The sequence below is a fragment of the Amycolatopsis sp. 505 genome (genome assembly GCF_031625235.1).
Taxonomy (GTDB): Bacteria; Actinomycetota; Actinomycetes; order Mycobacteriales; family Pseudonocardiaceae; genus Amycolatopsis.
Genome location: NZ_JACKQP010000002.1, coordinates 319,913 through 336,644, shown reverse-complemented (window position 1 = coordinate 336,644; position 16,732 = coordinate 319,913). Strand labels below are relative to the sequence as shown.

Sequence of the window (16,732 nt, the reverse complement as noted above, 5' to 3'; positions counted from 1 at the left end):
GGCCTGGTGGCGACAGGGTTCAATGCCGCGGAGTACCTGCTGCAGGCCGGGCGCCCGGACGCGACCGCGGTCGTGTCGCCCCGCCGCTCGCTCACCTACGCCGAGCTCGCGGCGGAGTCCCGGCGGGTGGCCGGTGGCCTCGCCGGACTCGGGGTACGGCCCGAAGAGCGGGTCATGTTCTGCATGGTCGACGACGTCGAGCTGCTCACCGGCATCCTCGGCGCGATGCTGGCCGGCGCGGTCGCCGTCCCGGTGTCGACCATGGTCACCGGGCCGGAGCTGGGCCAGGTGCTCGCCGACTCGCGGGCGCGCGTGCTGTGCGTGTCCGGGGAGTTCGCCGGCCAGGCGCAGACGGCTCTTTCGCTCGCTCCCGAGGTCACCGACGTCGTGCTAGACCGCTGCGACCCGGCCGGGTTCGGCGTCCGGACGCACGACTGGCCGTCGCTCGCCGGTGCGGTCCCGAGTGGACGGACGTGGGAGGACTCGCCGGCGTTGTGGCTCTACACGTCGGGAACGACCGGGCAGCCGAAGGGCGCGATGCACCGGCACGCGAGCATCCGCGCGGTCTGCGAGACGTACGCGCGCGGGGTGCTCGCGACGACGGCGGCGGACCGGTTCCTGTCCGTGCCGAAGCTGTTCTTCGCCTACGGGCTGGGGAATTCCTGCTTCTTCCCGCTCGGCGCGGGCGGCACGACGCTGCTGGAGCCTTCGCGGCCGACGCCCGCGTTGTTCGCTCGCCGCGCTCGTGAGGAGCGGCCGTCGCTGTTCTTCGCGGTCCCTACGTTCTACGCGGCGTTGCTCGCCAGCGACGTCCCGGACGACTCGTTCTCTTCGGTGCGGTACGCGGTTTCGGCCGGCGAGCCGCTGCCGGCGTCGCTGTTCGAACGGTTCCGCGCCCGCTTCGGGCTGGAGATCCTCGACGGCATCGGGTCGACGGAGGCGCTGCACATCTTCCTGTCGAACCAGCCGGGCCTGGTGCGGCCGGGCAGCACCGGTGTCCCCGTGCCGGGGTATTCGGTACAGCTCCGCGACGAAGCCGGGGCGGTGATCGACGCCGCCGGGAAGCCGGGCGAGCTGTTCGTGGCCGGGCCGTCGACGGCGACCGGCTACTGGGCCCGCTACGACGCGACGAAGCTCGTGTTCCAGGGCGAGTGGCTGCGGACCGGCGACAGCTACGTCCGGAACGAGGACGGGACGTATTCCTGCCTGGGCCGGTTCGGGGACATGCTGAAGGCGGGCGGGATCTGGGTGTCACCGTCCGAAGTGGAGGAACGGCTGCGGCAGCACCCGGCGGTGGCCGAGGTCGCGGTGGTCGCCGCGCCGGACGCCGACGGCCTCGACAAGCCGGTGGCGTGCGTGGTCGCCGCGCCCGGCTTCGCGGTCGACCCGGCCGAGCTGATCGAGTTCTGCCGCGAGGGGCTCGCGGCGTTCAAGCGCCCTCGCGGCGTGGTCGAACTGGCCGAGCTGCCGAAGACGGCGACGGGCAAGATCCGCCGGAACGTGATCCGCGAGCAGGTCCGCGACGTGCTGCGGGTGGTGCCGAGCCCGTGATCGACGGGCACTTCGTGGTCGACGCCCACGTCCACGCACCGAGGCTACCGACGCTGAAACCCGCGTGGCTGCAGTGGGCGCACGACTTCGCCGGGTCGTACCCGTGGCGTTCGGTGTACTCGGCGTCGGGCGAGGTGGTTCCGTCCGCAATGGACGAACTGATGGAGTCCGAAGGCGTCGACCGGGTCCTGTTGTTCTGCGAGTACAGCCCGCGCGCGACCGGGATCCAGCCGATCGAGGACAACCTGCCGCTGGTGGCCTGCAACCCGGAGCGGTTCCGCCTGGTGGCGAACGTCAACCCGTACGTCCACCACCCGGCGACGGCGGAGGTCGAGCGGCAGCTGGACCTGGGCGCGGTGGCGCTGAAGATCCACCCGGTGCACGGCGCGTTCTCACCGGCGGACAAGGAGCTGTACCCGGTCTACTCGTTGTGCGCCGAGCGCGGGGTACCGGTGATCCTCCACTCGGGAACGTCGAGCTTCCCCGGCTCCCGCACCAGTTTCGGCAATCCCGAGCTGCTGTCCGATGTGGTCGAAGACTTTCCGTCGCTGCAGTTCGTCTTCGCCCACGGGGGTCGCGGCTGGTGGTACGACGTGGCGGCGTTCCTGGCGCTGGCGCGGGAGAACGTGTGGCTCGACCTGGCCGGGCTGCCGCCGAAGAAGCTGCCGGAGTACTACCAGCGCTTCGACCTGCCGCGGCTGGCGGGGAAGTTCGTGTTCGGGACGGACTGGCCGGGCGTGCCTTCGGTGGCGGCGAACGTCCGGACGCTGGCTGGGTTGGGGTTGCCTGGGGATGTGTTGAGCGGGGTGCTTTCGGGGAATGCGATCAAGCTGATGCCGTCGCTGGCTTAGGGTGAGTCCCGTGTGCCCACCACCCCGAAGCTCGATTGTCACTACGGCCGGTGGTACCGCGTCAAGGCGGGAAAGCGTGCCTTGACCCGGCACCACCGGCCGTGTTCGGGCTTCGGATCGGGGTGGTGGGGAGGTCTGGGTGGGGTGCCGGGTTCGGGCGTCCGCGTTCCGTTCGGGCTGATGCCTTCGCTGGCGTAGGAGGTCGCACGCGGGGGTGCCGGTAAACCGGGCCGGCACCCCCGCGCCCCCAGGGGGTCAGCCCATGATCTCGTGCAGGCACAGCACGTTGCCTTCGGAGTCGGTGAACCAGGCCGCCCGCTCGTTGCCCAGCTGGGCGATGTGGTCCACCGTCTTAAGGCCCTCCATCTCGAAGTCCTGGAACCGCACGCCGCGGTCCTCCAACGTCTTGACCTCCGCCGGCAGGTTGCCGACCTCGAAGCTCAGGGCCGTGTTCTCGCTCTGCGAGCCCTCCGGCATCGGGCGGAGGCCGATGGCGCCGCCGGCGGCCGCGAAGTAGAGGGTTCCGTCTTCGCCCTTCCCCGTCTGCTTCAGGCCGAGGGCGTCCGCGTAGAAGTGGCCGGCGCGTTCACTGTCGGTCACCGGAAGCATCGTCGTGATGGTCGATTCGGTCAGCATGGCTCTCATGGTGCGCCGTCAGCCGCACCGGGTGTGACCTCGACTTTTTCAACGGTCGGAATTGAACGCGCGCAGTGTCCGCATCGCTTCGGCCAGTGCCGGGGCGTCGTCGCCGAGCGGGGTCAGCACGATCCGGCGCAGGATGTCGGCCGCCGCCGCGCGGGCCCGGTTCGCCACGTCCAGGCCGTGGTCGGTCAGCGACGCGAACGTGACGCGGCGGTCGTCGGGGCTGGGGATGCGGCAGATCAGGTCGGCCGCGACCAGGCGATCCGCCACCTTCGTGAAGCCGCCGCTGGACAGCGCCGCCTCGGTGGCCAAGCGGGTCATCGGCATCCGGTGCTCGGGCGAGCGCACCAGCCGCAGCAGGATGTCGAACGACGCGGGCGCGAGCCCGAAGCGCTCGGCGATCTCGCCCATCAGCGTGTCCTGGGTGGCCAGGTAACCCTCGATGACCAGGCCCCACCAGGTGACGATCTCGTCGTCGTCGGCTTCCACGCACCGCAGTTTACCGCAAAACTTCGCCGGATTATTTCTTCCTGGGAAGATGTCAGCCCGTTTGTACGAACCGTATACCGGACGTCCCTACGATCGGCCGATGACTAACGAGGCACTACAGCGTGCTACCAAACTGCTGGACGCCGTCATCCTCGCCGACGGGCACAACGACCTGCCGTGGGAGCTGCGGCAGCACGGTGGCCCGAACCCGGTCGAGGCGGCCGCGTCCCTCGACCTGACCGTGCGGCAGCCCGCTCTGCACACCGACTTCCCGAAGCTCGCCGACGGCAAGCTCGGCATGCAGTTCTGGTCGGTGTACGTGCCCTGCGAGTTCGAGGGCCACAGTGCCGTGACCGCCGTCCTGGAACAGGTGGAAGTCGTCCACCAGCTGGTCGAGCGCTACCCCGACCGGCTCCGGCTGGTCACCACCGCGGACGAGGCCGAGGCCGCGTTCGCCGACGGCCGGATCGCGTCGCTGCTCGGGGCCGAAGGCGGGCACAGCATCGCCGAGTCGATCGGCGTGCTGCGGAGCCTGCGCCGCCTCGGCGTCCGCTACATGACGCTTACGCACAACTTCAACACCACCTGGGCCGATTCGGGCACCGACGAGCCGGCCCACGGCGGGCTCACCGAGTTCGGCCGCGACGTCGTGCGCGAGATGAACAAGATCGGGATGATGGTCGACCTGTCGCACGTCGCGCCGTCGACCATGCGGGCGGCGATCGAGGTCAGCTCGGTGCCGGTGATCTTCAGCCACTCCTCCTGCATCGCGGTGAACGACCACCCCCGCAACATCCCCGACGACGTCCTGGCCATGCTGCCCGGCAACGGCGGCGTCGCGATGATCACCTTCGTGCCCGCGTTCGTCTCGCCGAAGGTCGCCGCCTGGAACGAACGGCTCGAGGCCGCGATGGCCGAGGCCGGGCTGGAGTACCGGAACCTGGCCTTGCGCGGGAAGTTCATCCGGGAATGGGACGGGCCGACGAAGCCGCTGGCGACCGTGGAGGACGTCGTAGCGCACGTCGAGCACGCTCGCGAGGTCGCCGGCATCGACCACATCGGCCTCGGCGGCGACTACGACGGCGTCGGCTCGCTGCCGGAGGGGCTGGAGGACACGTCCAAGTACCCGGTGTTGTTCGCGGCCCTGCTCGAGCGCGGGTGGAGTGAGGACGACTGCGCGAAACTGGCCGGCCGGAACACGCTCCGCGTCCTGCGGGAGGTCGACGGTTTCGCCCGTTAGGGGGTTTGAGGCAGCGCTCCCCGCACGCCGGACGGACACTGGGCACATGACGCACGCGCGCGGGGGCGCGGCCGACCGCCCCACCGGTCCCACCCACCACGACCTGCCGGGCACCGACGTGCCGGAAGGCGCACTGGAACCCGCCGAGCTGCGGGCCGGCGACGTCCGCCCGGGCGCCGAGGAGGTGACGCCGGTGCGGCCGGCGCCGTCCCGGCCCGCACCCGCGAAGATCAAGCGCACCCGGATCAGCGGCACCTGGGTCGCGGTCATCGCCGGCCTGCTCGTGCTGGTCCTGCTGCTGATCTTCATCCTGCAGAACCTGGACTCGGTGACCGTGCACTTCTTCGGCGGCGAGGGCAGCCTGCCGCTGGCCATCGCCATGCTGTTCTCGGCCATCGGCGGGGCGGCGCTGGTCGCGCTGATCGGCGGCGCCCGGATCCTGCAGCTGCGGAAGCAGGCGCGCCGCCGCTAGACGATGATCGACGTCATCCCGAGCAGGGTGGCGCAAACGTTTTCGTCCCCGGACGTCCGGACGCGGCCGAGGTCCGCCGGGTTGCGGGTGCAGAGCCGCCAGAACGTGTCCAGGTCCGTCGTCACGGTGGCCAGCGGGGTGCGGGACGGCGGGGCGCCGCGGTCCACGACCCAGCCGTCGCGCTCGCGGCGCGCGTGCCACTTGCCCTGGCCGGTCACCGTGTAGCCGACCTGCTTGCCGACTCGAGCGTCGACGTCCCGCAGGGTGTGCGGCAGCGCCCTCATGAACGTGTCCGCGATCGGCTCGGCGTACTCCGCCTCCAGCGGCGTGTGCTCCAGGGCCTCGCGGATCTGCACGTGGTGGACCCAGAACTCCGAATAGTCGCGGGCCGCGTCCAGCCAGCGCGGCGCGGGCTCGTCACCGGCCCAGCTCACCGGGATGCCGAGGACGTCGAGGTCCAGCTGGGCCCAGTACTCGGTCGTCTGGCCCATGAACTCGTACAGCATGGTGAGCAGGACGTCCGTCGACAGCCGGCGGCACGCGACGACCCACTCCTCGTTGATCCGGTCGATGAACCGGGCGAACGGCTCCCCCGGACGGGGGGTGTCCGCCTGGTGGCCGTCCCGGCCGCGGGACAGCCGGCCGACCTTGTCGCCCAGCAGGTGGGCGGCGACGTCCTTGACCGTCCAGCCCGTGCACATCGTCGGCCGCGTCCAGTCTTCGTCGGTGAGGGCGCCGAGCAAGGTCATCAGTGCTTGTTCTTCTTTGGAGAAGTACGGGAGGACGTCGATCGGCGGGCCCCAGCGCGTCGGACTCATGTGGTCATCCAAACACCGTGTTGTTCCGGGGCTTCGCCCCAGGCCGGGGGCTCCGCCACCCGGACCCCCGAGGGATGGGGTCATTCGGCCTACCCGCAGGTAGCATCACTCGCGTAAGCAGAGGGGAGTCCGCCGGTGAACGCAGAGCGACCGAACGGCCGGGGTGCCGCCGACGACGTGGCCGACCTGGCTCGCCGCGCCGGCCAGCTGGCGGGCTGGGCCGCGCGCACCGGCTTCGCGCTCGGCCGCAAGCTGCCCGGGGTCGAGACCGCCGAACGCGGCGTCCGGCAGGTGGAGCGCCAGCTGCTGACCGAGCTGCGCCGCCGGCTCGACGAGGTCGACGACCCGTACCACGCGGCGCTCACCGCGGCGTCGGCGATGAACCGCGCGACGGTACCCCGCGAAGCCGCCGTCACGCTGGTGCCGGTGCGGGACAACCACGCCGAGCCGCTGCGCGCGGCGATGGCCGAGCTGCTGAACCACTCCATCGGCTTCGGCCGCGAGCGCGCCCGCGAGTACTTCTACGCGATCATCCTGCGCCAGCTGACGCCGGACGAGGCGCGGATCCTGTCCGCGCTGTCCGACGGCTCGCCGTTCCCCGCCGTCGACGTCGTCGAGCGGACCGGCCTCGGCGGCAACGGCCGGGTCGTGCTGCGCAACGCCTCGACGGTCGGCAAAGCGGCCGGGGTGTCGCTGCCCGACCAGGTGCCCGGCTACGTCACCCGGCTGATCGGGCTCGGCCTGGTCGACCTGGACGAAGAGGTGCCGTCGCTGGAGACGCAGTACGAGATCCTGCTGACCGACGAGACGGTGCGCGAGGCCGAGAAGCACGTCCGGCGCGCGAAGTTCGTCCGCCGGACGATCCACGTCTCGCGCCTCGGCGCGCAGTTCTGGCAGGCCTGCGACCCGAGCTTGGGTTAGCGGGATGGGGGCCTTCTTCGCCGGCATCGCCGGCGACTTCGCCCAGCACTGGCCCCTCTACGTCTCGATCCCGATCGTCGCGGCGCTGATCGGCTACGGCACCAAGCTGGTGGCGATCCGGATGATGTTCCAGCCGGTGGAGTTCATCGGCGTCAAGCCGTTCCTGGGCTGGCAGGGCATCGTCCCGAAGCGCGCGGCGCGGATGGCGAGCATCGCCTGCGACACGATGACCGAGCAGCTGATCAAGCCGGCCGAGGTGGTCGCGCGGCTGGACGCGTCCCGCATCGCCCAGGAAATCGAGAAACCGCTGCTGGCGGGGGTCGAGGACATCGTCCGCGAGGTGGTGGGCCACTACCAGCCGGGGCTGTGGGAGTCTCTCCCGGTCCGCGTGCAGCGGCTGGTGATCGAGCGCGTCCAGCACGAGTCGCCGCGGATGATCGCGGCCGTGCTCGACCTGATCAAGTCCGATGTGGACAGTGTGTTCGACCTGAAGGGCATGGTGGTCACCAGCCTGGTCAAGGACAAGCGCCTGCTGAACCGGATCTTCCAGGAGGCGGGCGCGCAGGAGTTCAAGTTCATCGCGCGCTCGGGCCTGGTGTTCGGCGGCGCGATCGGGGTCGTCCAGATGGTGGCCTGGGTGCTGTTCAAGTTCCCGCCGATCATGCCGGTGTTCGGCCTGTTCACCGGCTGGTTCACCGACTGGCTGGCACTGCGGATGATCTTCTACCCGATCGAGCCCCGCCGGTACTTCGGCGTGCAGTGGCAAGGCCTGTTCCTCAAGCGGCGCGCGGAAGTCGCCGAGGCGTACGGGTCGTTGATCGCGAAAGAGATCATCACCCCGCACAACGTCATCGAGGCGATCTTGCACGGCCCGCTGTCGGACCGGGTGCTGGCGTTGATCCAGCGCCAGCTCGACCGCGAGCTCGGCAGCGTCGCGAAGCCGCTGCTCGTGTTCGCGGTCGGCAGCCGCAAGTACCAGGACATGAAGCTGGCGATCTCGTCCCAGATCATGTCCCGCCTGCCGGAGACGATGCGCTACATCGAGGACTACGCGACGGACGCGATGGACATCCGCAACGTGCTGGTGTCGAAGATGAAGCAGCTTTCGCCGAAGGAGTTCGAGAGACTGCTCCGGCCGGCTTTCGAGCAGGACGAGTGGATCCTGATCGCGACGGGCGCGGTGCTGGGCTTCGCGGTCGGCGAGGCGCAGGTGCTGCTCCTGGAGCACCTGGCGGCTTAGGCGAAGTCGTAGGCCCGCCGCGCTTCGGCGACCTTCTCCCGGTGCTTCGCCGCCCACGCCGACAGCGCGTGAAGCGGCTCGTCCAGCTCCGCCGCGTGCGCGGTCATCGTGTACTCGACACGCGGTGGGACCTCCGGGTACACCTTCCGCGTCACCAGGCCGTTGCGCTCCAGCCCGCGCAGGGTCAGCGACAGCATCCGCCGCGACACGCCCGTGAGCGCCTTCTCCAGTTCGCTGAACCGGCGGGGGCCCGGGCCCAGCTGGACCAGGACGCGGATCGCCCACTTGTCGCCCACCAGGTCGAGGACTTCGCGCAGGGAGCACATCTCCGCGGAAGGGATTTCGCCGTTGTCCATCGTCGTGACCTCGTTCGTAACAGACGTGTGCCGTCGTACCAGAAAAGTGCCGTCTTCCTGCGGGAACGCCGACGGTCCACGATCGATTCCGCCCACCACGGAAAGGATCCGGGATGACCAAGACAGTGCGGTTCGCGACCGAAGGCGGACCGGAAGTGCTGGAGCTCGTGGACGTCGACCTCGGCGGACCGGGCCCCGGTGAAGTGCGGCTGCGGGTGGAGGCGATCGGGCTCAACCGGGCCGAGGCGATGTTCCGCGCCGGGACCTACTTCGAACGCCCCGGCGTGTTCCCGGCCCAGCTCGGCTACTCGGCGGCGGGGATCGTCGAAGCCCTCGGCGAGGGCGTCACCGGCTTCGAGGCCGGCGATGCGGTCAGCACGGTCGCGGGCTTTTCGATGCGGGACTACGGCGTCTACGGCGAGGCGGCGATCGTCCCGGCGTCCGCCGTTCTCCGCCGCCCGGACGGGCTCGACGCGGTCGAGACCGTCGCGTTGTGGGGGCCGTTCCTCACCGCCTATGGCGCGCTCGTCGACGAAGGGCACGTGCGTCCCGGCGACTTCGTGCTGATCACCGCCGCGTCGAGCAGTGTCGGGCTCGCCGCGATCGACGTCGCCAACCACATCGGCGCCATCCCGATCGCCGCCACGCGCACCGCGGCCAAGAAAGCCCGCCTCGAAAGGGCCGGTGCCGCCCACGTGATCGTCACCGACGACGAGGACATCGCCGAGCGCACGGGGGAGATCACCGGAGGGAGGGGAGCCGAGTTCGTCTTCGACGCGGTCGCCGGCGAAGGCGTCCGCAAGCTGGCCGCGGCCACCGCGAAGGGCGGGGCGCTCGTCGTCTACGGTGCGCTCGACACGAAGGAAACCCCGTTCCCGCTGTGGTTCGTGCCGACCATGCGGCTGTTCAACGCGTTCGACCTCACGCTGGACCCTGATCGCCTGGCCCGCGCGGCGCATTTCGTCCGCGCCGGGGTCCGGGCCGGCACGTTCCGGCCGCGCGTGGACCGCACCTTCGACCTCGGCGGCATCGCCGAAGCGCACCGGTACCTCGAGGCGAACGGCCAGTTCGGCAAGGTGGTGGTCACCGTGGGCCGCTGAGCGGGTGAACAACTCCACCCGAACGGCCGTACCCCCGGACGTATCCCCGGCGTCACTCTTCGCCTCTACTCTGCGTCGGGAAGACGGGAGAACTCCCATGGACGGGACCGCGGAACCGTGGCGGCAGGAAATCCGGCTCGCGCTGACCATGGTCGGCGGGGCCAGCCTGGCCATCTGGATGGGCGGGGTCGCCACCGAGACGTCGCAGCTGCTGCGGGAGTCGCGGAGCGCGGATGGCGGTGGTCTCTACCGGAAACTGCTCGACCTCCTCCGCGCGAGCGTGTCGATCGACGTCCTCACCGGGACCAGTGCCGGCGGGATCAACGCCGCCTGTCTCGGCCTGGCCGAGGCCTTCGGGTCGACGCCGCAGGTACTGCGGGACACCTGGATCACCACCGGTTCGCTGGAAAACCTGATCCGGGACGCCAAAGAAGCGCAGCCGCGGTCGGTGCTCGACGGGGACCGCGTGCTGCTCGGGGACGTCGAACGGGCGCTGCGGCAGATCACCTCCGAAGGCGCGCCGCCGGTCGACGAACCCGACATCACCGTGCTGCTCACCGGCACCATGATCGACGGCGAGACCACCCGGTTCGACGACGCGCTCGGGAACCTGGTGCGGGACACCGAACACCGGATGCTCTTCCGGTTCTGCGGTCCACTGTGGACGATCGGGGTGGAGGGGCCGCTCGCGCTGGCGGCCCGCTCCACCGCGTCCTTCCCCGGCGCGTTCGAGCTGTCGCGGATGCCGATCGGCACCGGCGGCACCGACCGGCTGCACCCCGACATGACGCCCTACACCGAACTGACCCGCTCGCACTGGCTGACCGACGGCGGAGTGCTGCTCAACAAGCCCCTGCGGCCCGCGCTGCGCGAGATCTTCGAGCGCCCGTCGCACGCCGACGTGCGGCGGCTGCTGCTCTACGTCGTGCCGACCGGTGAAGGCGTGACCGACGCCGTCGAGTGCGATCCGGCGCACCCGCCGCTGCTGTCCAACGCCATGGCCAAGGTCGTCAACACCGTGATGAGCCAGTCGATCAGCGCCGAGCTGGACGACCTCACCCGGCACAACGACGCCGTGCTCCGCGCGCGGGACACCCGCGTCTCGCTGGCCGCGCTCGGCCTGCGCGGCGGGCCCGAGTGCCTGGTCGACGCGCGGATCGCGGCCGCCTACCTCGAGCGCCGGACCGCCGAGGACGCCGCCGAGCTGGTGCGGGTCGCCGCCCGGCGGTACGCATTGTCCGAAGCCGGCACCTCCGACCGCGACTGGGCGTCCGGGATGTCGCGGCAGCTGCGCGCGATCGCCGTGACCGGGCTGAGCAGCGGTGTCCCCACCGGGCCGCCCGCCGCCGGACTGCAGGTGCCGGAGCTGGTCGGCTACCGGACGACCGCGCTCGACGACGCCGTCGCCACCGGCCTCCAGCTGGTCAACGCCGGGTTCCGGCTCCGGCCGGACGCCGCCCGCGCGGCCACGCTCAACGACGCGCGCGCCCAGCTGCACGCGGCGCGCCGGACCGCCGGCCGTGGCGTGCGGCTGGCGCAGTGGGTGGCCGCGCACGCCGCGCCCGGCGCGAGCAGCACCCTCGAGGTGTGGATCCGCGAGCTCGCCGAGGAGTGGGCCGGGCTGGGCCGCTCGGCCGCCGTCGCCGAAGCGTGGCCGAAGGTCGTCGCGGGCCTGCGGGCGGCGGCTCCGACGTTGCGGGCGCTGGCCGACGCCGACCCCGAGAAGTCCGGCACCGTCACGACCCTGCTGAACTGGCTGGCGCTCGGCCCGGACGCCGCGGGCACCGACGAGGTCGTCCAGGCGCGGCTGCTCACCCTCCACGTCGCCACGCGCGGGCTGCTCGCCCAGGCACCGTCGGTCGACCAGCGGGTCGACCTCGTGCAAGTAAGCGCCGATTCGCGGACGTTGCTGGACATGACGCGGCGCCGGTCGTGGGACAAGCTGACCGGGATGCAGGCGAGCTACTTCGGCGCGTTCTACAAGGCGTCCTGGCGGGCCAACGACTGGATGTGGGGCCGCATCGACGGCGCCGGCTGGCTGGTCCAGTGCCTGCTCGACCCGGTCCGCCTCGAAACGCTGCGGGACATCGTCGGGCCCGAGCGGTTCCGCGAGGAGTTCGTCGCCGCGCTGAAGCCCCTCTGGCGCAAGCCGGACGAGCTCGACCGGTGCACGCCGGCCGAAACCGGGCAGCTTCGCGACCAGCTGGCGGCCGAGCTGGCGTTCCTCGGCCTCGACGCCGATCTCGAGCCGGTGGCCGCACCGGACGCCGACCGGCCGATCAGCATGCCGGTGACGGCCATGGTGCTGGCCCGGACGCGGCAGGCCGAAGTCGCCGCGGAGGAGCTCCCGGTCGTCACCCTCGCGTCGCGCTACGACGCCGACGACCGCCGGGGCATCGAGAAGGCGCTGGCCGGCGACCTGCCCCGGATCGATGTCGGCGCCGCGCAGGCCCAGTTCCAGGCCTGCCGCGTCTCGGCGGAGAAGCTCGCCGGGGAGCAGGGCACCGCCCGGCTGACCCGGACGCTCGTCGCGCTCGGCGCCGCCACGGTCAACGCCGGGACGGTCGCGTTCCGGCTGCCCGGCGGCTGGCCGCAGACCGTCGCGGGCATGCTGCGGACGGTCGCCAGGAGCACGGCGAGGGTCTCGCAAGGCGCGTCCCGGCTCGGTACGGCCGGCTCGCTGGTGGCCGGCGTGCTGGCGCTGCTGGCCGGGCTGGTGATCGGCAACAACGGCGGCGCTGTCCTGCAGTGGGTCGGCCTCCCGGTCCTCGCGGGCGCGGCCGTCTACCTGGCGACGGCGCTGCTCACGACGGGCCACAAAGTGCGCTGGCTGTTCACCGCGCTGGGAGCGCTGGTCGTGGCGGCTCTGCTGCTGGCCGCGTTCCTGCCGCCGCTCGCGCGGCCGTTCTTCGGCTGGCTCGGTGACGTCGTGGCCGGCTGGCGCCGCGGGGAGGGCGCGGTGTGGTGGCTGCTCGTCTCCGGGCTGCTGATCCTGCCCGCGGTCGTGACGCCGGTGAGCGCTCTCCTGCGCCGCCTCGGCCATCGCCGTGCCCGCAACCGGGAAGCGAAGGCCGTCGTGCTCGAAGTGGCCCGGCGGCCGTCCCCGAAGACGGTGGAACGCGCTCCGGAGCCGAGTTCGCGCTGAGCGTTTCCGGCCCGTCGCCTTGCGATCATCCCGATTTGGGTTCATCGTGCGGATAGGGCACGGGCTGTGCGTCCGCGCCCCGAGCGCGCGTGTGCCCATGAGCCGGCCGGTTCAAACATGTTTGTGTGACTGCTCACCGGGTACATCGCGTCCCCGCAGGTCATCACGGGGGTCGTGAGCTGCGTCGCTGGCAGGCGGAAAATTCTCTGTTACGTTTCCTGAGTATGTCCGTAACGCACTTGATCGAAAGCCCGACCAAGGCGGACGGCGCGGAGCTGTGGCGAATCGCGCGTGATTCCGCCAAGCTCGATCTCAACTCGCCGTACGCATACATGCTGTGGTGCCGCGATTTCGCCGGGTCTTCGGTGGTCGCGCGTGAGGACGGCAGGGCGGTCGGTTTCGTCATCGCCTACCGCAGGCCGGACGCGCCGGACTCGGCGCTCGTCTGGCAGGTCGCGGTGGACAGTTCGCAGCGGGGGAAGGGCCTGGCCGGGGCCCTGCTCGACGCGCTGTACACGCGCCTGGTCGGCGAGGGGGTGCGTTACCTCGAGACCACCATCACCCCGGACAACGAGGCGTCCATCCGGCTGTTCGCGTCGTTCGCGAAGCGGTGGGACGCCGCAACGGAAACCAGTGTGCTGTTCGACGGCGAGGATTTCCCCGAAGCGGGGCACCTGCCGGAAGAGCTTTACCGCATCGGGCCGCTGACCATACCGACGAATCCGGGCGATTAGGAGCGAAAGAAACACATGAGCATCTTCGAAGAGCTCGAATCCGAAGTACGCAGCTACAGCCGTGGCTGGCCGGTCGTGTTCGACCGCGCGCAGGGCAGCCACTTGTACGACGAAAGCGGGAAGCCCTATCTGGACTTCTTCGCGGGAGCCGGCGCGCTGAACTACGGGCACAACAACCCGCAGCTGAAGCAGGCCCTGATCGACTACATCCAGCGCGACGGCGTCACCCACGCCCTGGACATGTTCACCGTGGCCAAGCGCGACTTCCTGCAGACCTTCCGCGACAAGGTCCTCGACCCGCGCGGGTTCGGCTACAAGGTCGTGTTCCCCGGCCCGGGCGGCGCGAACGCCGTCGAGGCCGCGCTGAAGCTGGCGCGCAAGGTGACCGGCAAGGAAGCGGTCATCAACTTCACCAACGCCTTCCACGGCATGACGCTGGGCGCGCTGTCGGTCACCGGCAACTCGATGAAGCGCGGCGGCGCCGGCGTCCCGCTGGTGCACGCCACCCCGATGCCGTACGACAAGTACTTCGACGGCGCGATGCCGGACTTCCTCTACTTCGAGAAGCTCCTGCAGGACTCCGGCAGCGGGCTCAACGAGCCGGCCGCGGTGATCGTCGAAGGCGTCCAGGGCGAGGGCGGGATCAACGCCGCGCGCCTGGAATGGCTCCGGGGCCTCGACGACCTCTGCAAGCGCCACAACATCCTGCTGATCCTCGACGACGTCCAGATGGGCTGCGGCCGCACCGGCCCGTTCTTCTCCTTCGAGGACGCCGGGATCACGCCGGACATCGTCTGCCTGTCGAAGTCCATCAGCGGCTACGGCATCCCGATGGCGCTGACGCTCATCAAGCCGGAACTCGACGTCTGGGAGCCGGGCGAGCACAACGGCACCTTCCGCGGGATCAGCCCGGCGTTCGTCACCGCCAAGGAAGCGATCGACGTCTACTGGAGCGACGACGCGCTCGAGAAGTCGACCAAGGCCAAGGGCGAGCGCATCGCGGCCGCGTTCTCCGGCATCGTCGAGGCCTACCCGGAAGCGAACCTGCTCGCCAAGGGCCGCGGCCTCGCGCGCGGCATCGAGTTCGCCAGCGGCGACCTGGCCGGCCGGGTCTGCGCGGAAGCGTTCGCCCGCGGCCTGCTGATGGAAACCTCCGGCCCCGACGGCGAAGTCATGAAGCTGCTTCCGCCGTTGACGCTGACCGACGACGAGCTGACGCAGGGCCTGTCGATCATCGACGAGTCCGTCAAGGCCGTCCTGACCAAGTAAGGGAGTTCGCCCGTGCTCGTCCGCACACTCGACGAGATCACCGACACCGACGCCGACATCAAGACCGAGAACTGGCGCAGCAAGCGGATCATCCTCGCCAAGGAGGGCGTCGGCTTCTCGGTGCACGAGACCACGCTGTACGCGGGGACGGTCAACGACTTCTGGTACGCCAACCACATCGAAGCGGTGTTCATCACCTCCGGCGAGGGCGAGATCGAGGATCTGGCCACCGGCAAGGTGTACGAGCTCAAGCCCGGCACGCTCTACCTGCTCAACGACCACGACAAGCACCAGGTCCGGCCGAAGACCGAGATCAAGTGCGTGTGCGTGTTCAACCCGCCGGTGACGGGCCGCGAGGTGCACGACGAGAACGGCGTGTACCCGCTGATCACCGAGTAAGTACCGGAGAGGAAACAGGAGGCGAAGCCCGTGACGCTGACGGACACCCGGGTCGACGACGGTTACCCGACCCGGATCACCGGTACGCCGGCGCACCTGCCGCGCGTGCACCCCACGGTGTGGGGTACCGAAGCCGACGGCCCGATCGACGCCGCCACGCTGGCGAACCACGAGACCAAGGGTTACACCGTGGTCGAGGACATGCTCTCCGTCGGAGAGGTCCAGACGTACTGGCAGGAGCTGGTGCGGCTGTCCTCCGACCGGGAGCTGGCCCGTGACGAGCGCGTGATCACCGAGGCGAAGACCGGTGAGGTCCGGTCGATCTTCGACGTCCACGAGATTTCGGGCCTGATCGCCGAGCTGGTGCGCGACCCGCGCGTGCTGGACCGGGCGCGGCAGCTGCTGGGCTCCGAGGTGTACGTCCACCAGAGCCGCGTCAACTACATGCCCGGCTTCAAGGGCACCGGGTTCTACTGGCACTCGGACTTCGAAACCTGGCACGCGGAGGACGGCATGCCGTCGCCGCGCGCGGTCAGCTGCTCCATCGCGCTGACCGACAACTACCCGTTCAACGGCGGCCTGATGATCATGCCGGGCTCGCATCGGACGTTCGTCCAGTGCGCCGGCGAGACGCCGGAGGCGAACTACAAGAGCTCGCTCAAGGACCAGCGGGTCGGCGTGCCGAGCGAGGACGACATCACCAAGATGGCGGCCGAACACGGCATCGACCAGTTCACCGGCCAGGCGGGCTCGGCCCTGTGGTTCGACTCGAACATCATGCACGGCTCGGGCAACAACATCACGCCGTACCCGCGCTCGAACATCTTCCTGGTGTTCAACAGCGTGGAGAACGCGCTGCAGGAGCCGTTCGCGGCGAGCACCCCGCGGCCCGCGTTCATCGCCGGCCGCGACTCGACGCCGATCACGCGCTGAGGCTCCTGGCTTCGGCTCTGACGGGGGCCCGGCCGGCGGATTGCGCCGCGCCGGGCCCTTTGCCGTGGGCAGGTCGCGGCCCGGCCCGCCGAGCTCCCCACGGCAGGCGTGGACCGGCGAAGCGCGGGCTGAGGCTCGGTCGTCCGCCCGTCCGATGCCGCGAATGACTCATTCGCGACCTCCCGCGTCCCCAATGAGTCATTCGCGACCTCCCGCGTCCCCAATGAGTCATTCGCGACACTGCTGCGCCCGGTCTGGGGAGGCGCGCGGGGCCGTCCCGCAGGCCGGAAGCTTCGCGAAGCGCCCGACCCTGACCCGCCCGTGACTGACTCGGTGCGCCCTGTTACCGTGTCGCCACCGCGCGGGTGTGTGGCCCGTGCAACACGTCTTCGTCGACGGCCGGCGGCGGGTGCTTCGCTCGGGGTGAGCTCACCTGCCCGGTCGCCCTCGGTGGCGGACGGGCGGACCGGCCCCCTGGCGGCCCGGCCGGAAGTTTCAACGGCAGCCCCGCACCACCGGATCGGGACCGGTGGTGCGGGGCTCCGTCATGTCCGCGCCAATCGCAGACGGGC

16 protein-coding genes are annotated in these 16,732 nt (G+C 70.5%); 12 read left to right on the top strand and 4 right to left on the bottom strand.

The genetic code is table 11. The features are described from left to right. Positions 1 to 6 precede the first annotated feature (6 nt). Complete coding sequence (locus H5965_RS08560; RefSeq protein ID WP_310968834.1) at positions 7 to 1,551, top strand: benzoate-CoA ligase family protein; 1,545 nt, start codon at positions 7 to 9, stop codon at positions 1,549 to 1,551. After that, on the top strand, positions 1,548 to 2,402 hold the full coding sequence (locus tag H5965_RS08555) for an amidohydrolase family protein (protein WP_310968833.1): 855 nt from the start codon (positions 1,548 to 1,550) through the stop codon (positions 2,400 to 2,402). Before H5965_RS08560 ends, H5965_RS08555 begins: the two co-directional genes overlap by 4 nt. Before the next feature lie 255 nt (positions 2,403 to 2,657). Here the strand turns inward: H5965_RS08555 and H5965_RS08550 are convergent, their stop codons facing one another. Together H5965_RS08550 and H5965_RS08545 are read right to left on the bottom strand one after the other, a co-directional pair. After that, the gene (locus tag H5965_RS08550) at positions 2,658 to 3,038 is read right to left on the bottom strand and encodes a VOC family protein (RefSeq protein WP_310968831.1); all 381 of its coding nucleotides are present in this window, start codon (positions 3,036 to 3,038) and stop codon (positions 2,658 to 2,660) included. A gap of 48 nt (positions 3,039 to 3,086) precedes the next feature. Further along, on the bottom strand, positions 3,087 to 3,533 hold the full coding sequence (locus H5965_RS08545) for a MarR family transcriptional regulator (protein WP_310968829.1): 447 nt from the start codon (positions 3,531 to 3,533) through the stop codon (positions 3,087 to 3,089). A 100-nt stretch (positions 3,534 to 3,633) separates the two neighbouring features. On the opposite strand from H5965_RS08545, the gene H5965_RS08540 reads away from it, so the two are divergent. Both H5965_RS08540 and H5965_RS08535 read left to right on the top strand, forming a co-directional pair. Then, entirely contained in the window at positions 3,634 to 4,773 is a 1,140-nt protein-coding gene (locus tag H5965_RS08540) for a dipeptidase (RefSeq protein ID WP_310968828.1), read from the top strand. Between the two features lie 46 nt (positions 4,774 to 4,819). Then, positions 4,820 to 5,245, top strand: a complete 426-nt coding sequence (locus tag H5965_RS08535; protein ID WP_310968827.1) for a lipopolysaccharide assembly protein LapA domain-containing protein — start codon at positions 4,820 to 4,822, stop codon at positions 5,243 to 5,245. Here H5965_RS08535 and H5965_RS08530 read toward each other — a convergent pair. Further along, a complete protein-coding gene (locus H5965_RS08530) occupies positions 5,242 to 6,063 on the bottom strand; it encodes a maleylpyruvate isomerase family mycothiol-dependent enzyme (protein ID WP_310968826.1) in 822 nt (273 codons plus the stop codon). The genes H5965_RS08535 and H5965_RS08530 overlap by 4 nt on opposite strands. A gap of 135 nt (positions 6,064 to 6,198) precedes the next feature. On the opposite strand from H5965_RS08530, the gene H5965_RS08525 reads away from it, so the two are divergent. Together H5965_RS08525 and H5965_RS08520 are read left to right on the top strand one after the other, a co-directional pair. Next, complete coding sequence (locus H5965_RS08525; RefSeq protein ID WP_310968825.1) at positions 6,199 to 6,984, top strand: Abi-alpha family protein; 786 nt, start codon at positions 6,199 to 6,201, stop codon at positions 6,982 to 6,984. 4 nt (positions 6,985 to 6,988) lie between these two features. Beyond that, positions 6,989 to 8,224 carry a DUF445 domain-containing protein gene (locus tag H5965_RS08520; protein WP_310968824.1) on the top strand — a complete coding sequence of 412 codons (1,236 nt, stop codon included), beginning with the start codon at positions 6,989 to 6,991 and terminating at the stop codon, positions 8,222 to 8,224. On the opposite strand, the gene H5965_RS08515 is transcribed toward H5965_RS08520, so the two are convergent. Further along, positions 8,221 to 8,580, bottom strand: coding sequence for a helix-turn-helix domain-containing protein (locus H5965_RS08515; protein ID WP_310968823.1), 360 nt, complete (start codon positions 8,578 to 8,580; stop codon positions 8,221 to 8,223). The genes H5965_RS08520 and H5965_RS08515 overlap by 4 nt on opposite strands. 113 nt (positions 8,581 to 8,693) lie before the next feature. On the opposite strand from H5965_RS08515, the gene H5965_RS08510 reads away from it, so the two are divergent. The 6 genes from H5965_RS08510 to thpD all read left to right on the top strand — a co-directional run bounded on the left by H5965_RS08510 (position 8,694) and on the right by thpD (position 16,160). Beyond that, positions 8,694 to 9,680 carry a zinc-dependent alcohol dehydrogenase family protein gene (locus H5965_RS08510; RefSeq protein ID WP_310968822.1) on the top strand — a complete coding sequence of 329 codons (987 nt, stop codon included), beginning with the start codon at positions 8,694 to 8,696 and terminating at the stop codon, positions 9,678 to 9,680. 97 nt (positions 9,681 to 9,777) lie between these two features. Beyond that, positions 9,778 to 12,825, top strand: coding sequence for a patatin-like protein (locus tag H5965_RS08505; RefSeq protein WP_310968821.1), 3,048 nt, complete (start codon positions 9,778 to 9,780; stop codon positions 12,823 to 12,825). A gap of 179 nt (positions 12,826 to 13,004) precedes the next feature. Continuing rightward, positions 13,005 to 13,559 (top strand): diaminobutyrate acetyltransferase, encoded by a 555-nt coding sequence (gene ectA / locus H5965_RS08500; protein ID WP_396136887.1) that lies wholly within the window; start codon positions 13,005 to 13,007, stop codon positions 13,557 to 13,559. A 15-nt stretch (positions 13,560 to 13,574) separates the two neighbouring features. Next, positions 13,575 to 14,828, top strand: a complete 1,254-nt coding sequence (gene ectB / locus H5965_RS08495; RefSeq protein ID WP_310968819.1) for a diaminobutyrate--2-oxoglutarate transaminase — start codon at positions 13,575 to 13,577, stop codon at positions 14,826 to 14,828. A gap of 12 nt (positions 14,829 to 14,840) precedes the next feature. Then, positions 14,841 to 15,227: an ectoine synthase gene (locus H5965_RS08490; protein WP_310968817.1), complete on the top strand. Its 387-nt coding sequence runs from the start codon at positions 14,841 to 14,843 to the stop codon at positions 15,225 to 15,227. Between the two features lie 30 nt (positions 15,228 to 15,257). Then, positions 15,258 to 16,160 carry an ectoine hydroxylase gene (thpD, locus tag H5965_RS08485; protein ID WP_310968816.1) on the top strand — a complete coding sequence of 301 codons (903 nt, stop codon included), beginning with the start codon at positions 15,258 to 15,260 and terminating at the stop codon, positions 16,158 to 16,160. Positions 16,161 to 16,732 lie beyond the last annotated feature (572 nt).

What these genes read in the sequence shown, in the direction of transcription:
- ectB (WP_310968819.1), top strand. Translation starts at nt 13,575, where the DNA reads ATGAGCATCTTCGAAGAGCTCGAATCCGAAGTACGCAGCTACAGCCGT.
- H5965_RS08540 (WP_310968828.1), top strand. Translation starts at nt 3,634, where the DNA reads ATGACTAACGAGGCACTACAGCGTGCTACCAAACTGCTGGACGCCGTC.
- H5965_RS08520 (WP_310968824.1), top strand. Translation starts at nt 6,989, where the DNA reads ATGGGGGCCTTCTTCGCCGGCATCGCCGGCGACTTCGCCCAGCACTGG.
- H5965_RS08510 (WP_310968822.1), top strand. Translation starts at nt 8,694, where the DNA reads ATGACCAAGACAGTGCGGTTCGCGACCGAAGGCGGACCGGAAGTGCTG.
- H5965_RS08550 (WP_310968831.1), bottom strand. Translation starts at nt 3,038, where the DNA reads ATGCTGACCGAATCGACCATCACGACGATGCTTCCGGTGACCGACAGT.
- H5965_RS08535 (WP_310968827.1), top strand. Translation starts at nt 4,820, where the DNA reads ATGACGCACGCGCGCGGGGGCGCGGCCGACCGCCCCACCGGTCCCACC.
- H5965_RS08515 (WP_310968823.1), bottom strand. Translation starts at nt 8,580, where the DNA reads ATGGACAACGGCGAAATCCCTTCCGCGGAGATGTGCTCCCTGCGCGAA.
- H5965_RS08505 (WP_310968821.1), top strand. Translation starts at nt 9,778, where the DNA reads ATGGACGGGACCGCGGAACCGTGGCGGCAGGAAATCCGGCTCGCGCTG.
- H5965_RS08530 (WP_310968826.1), bottom strand. Translation starts at nt 6,063, where the DNA reads ATGAGTCCGACGCGCTGGGGCCCGCCGATCGACGTCCTCCCGTACTTC.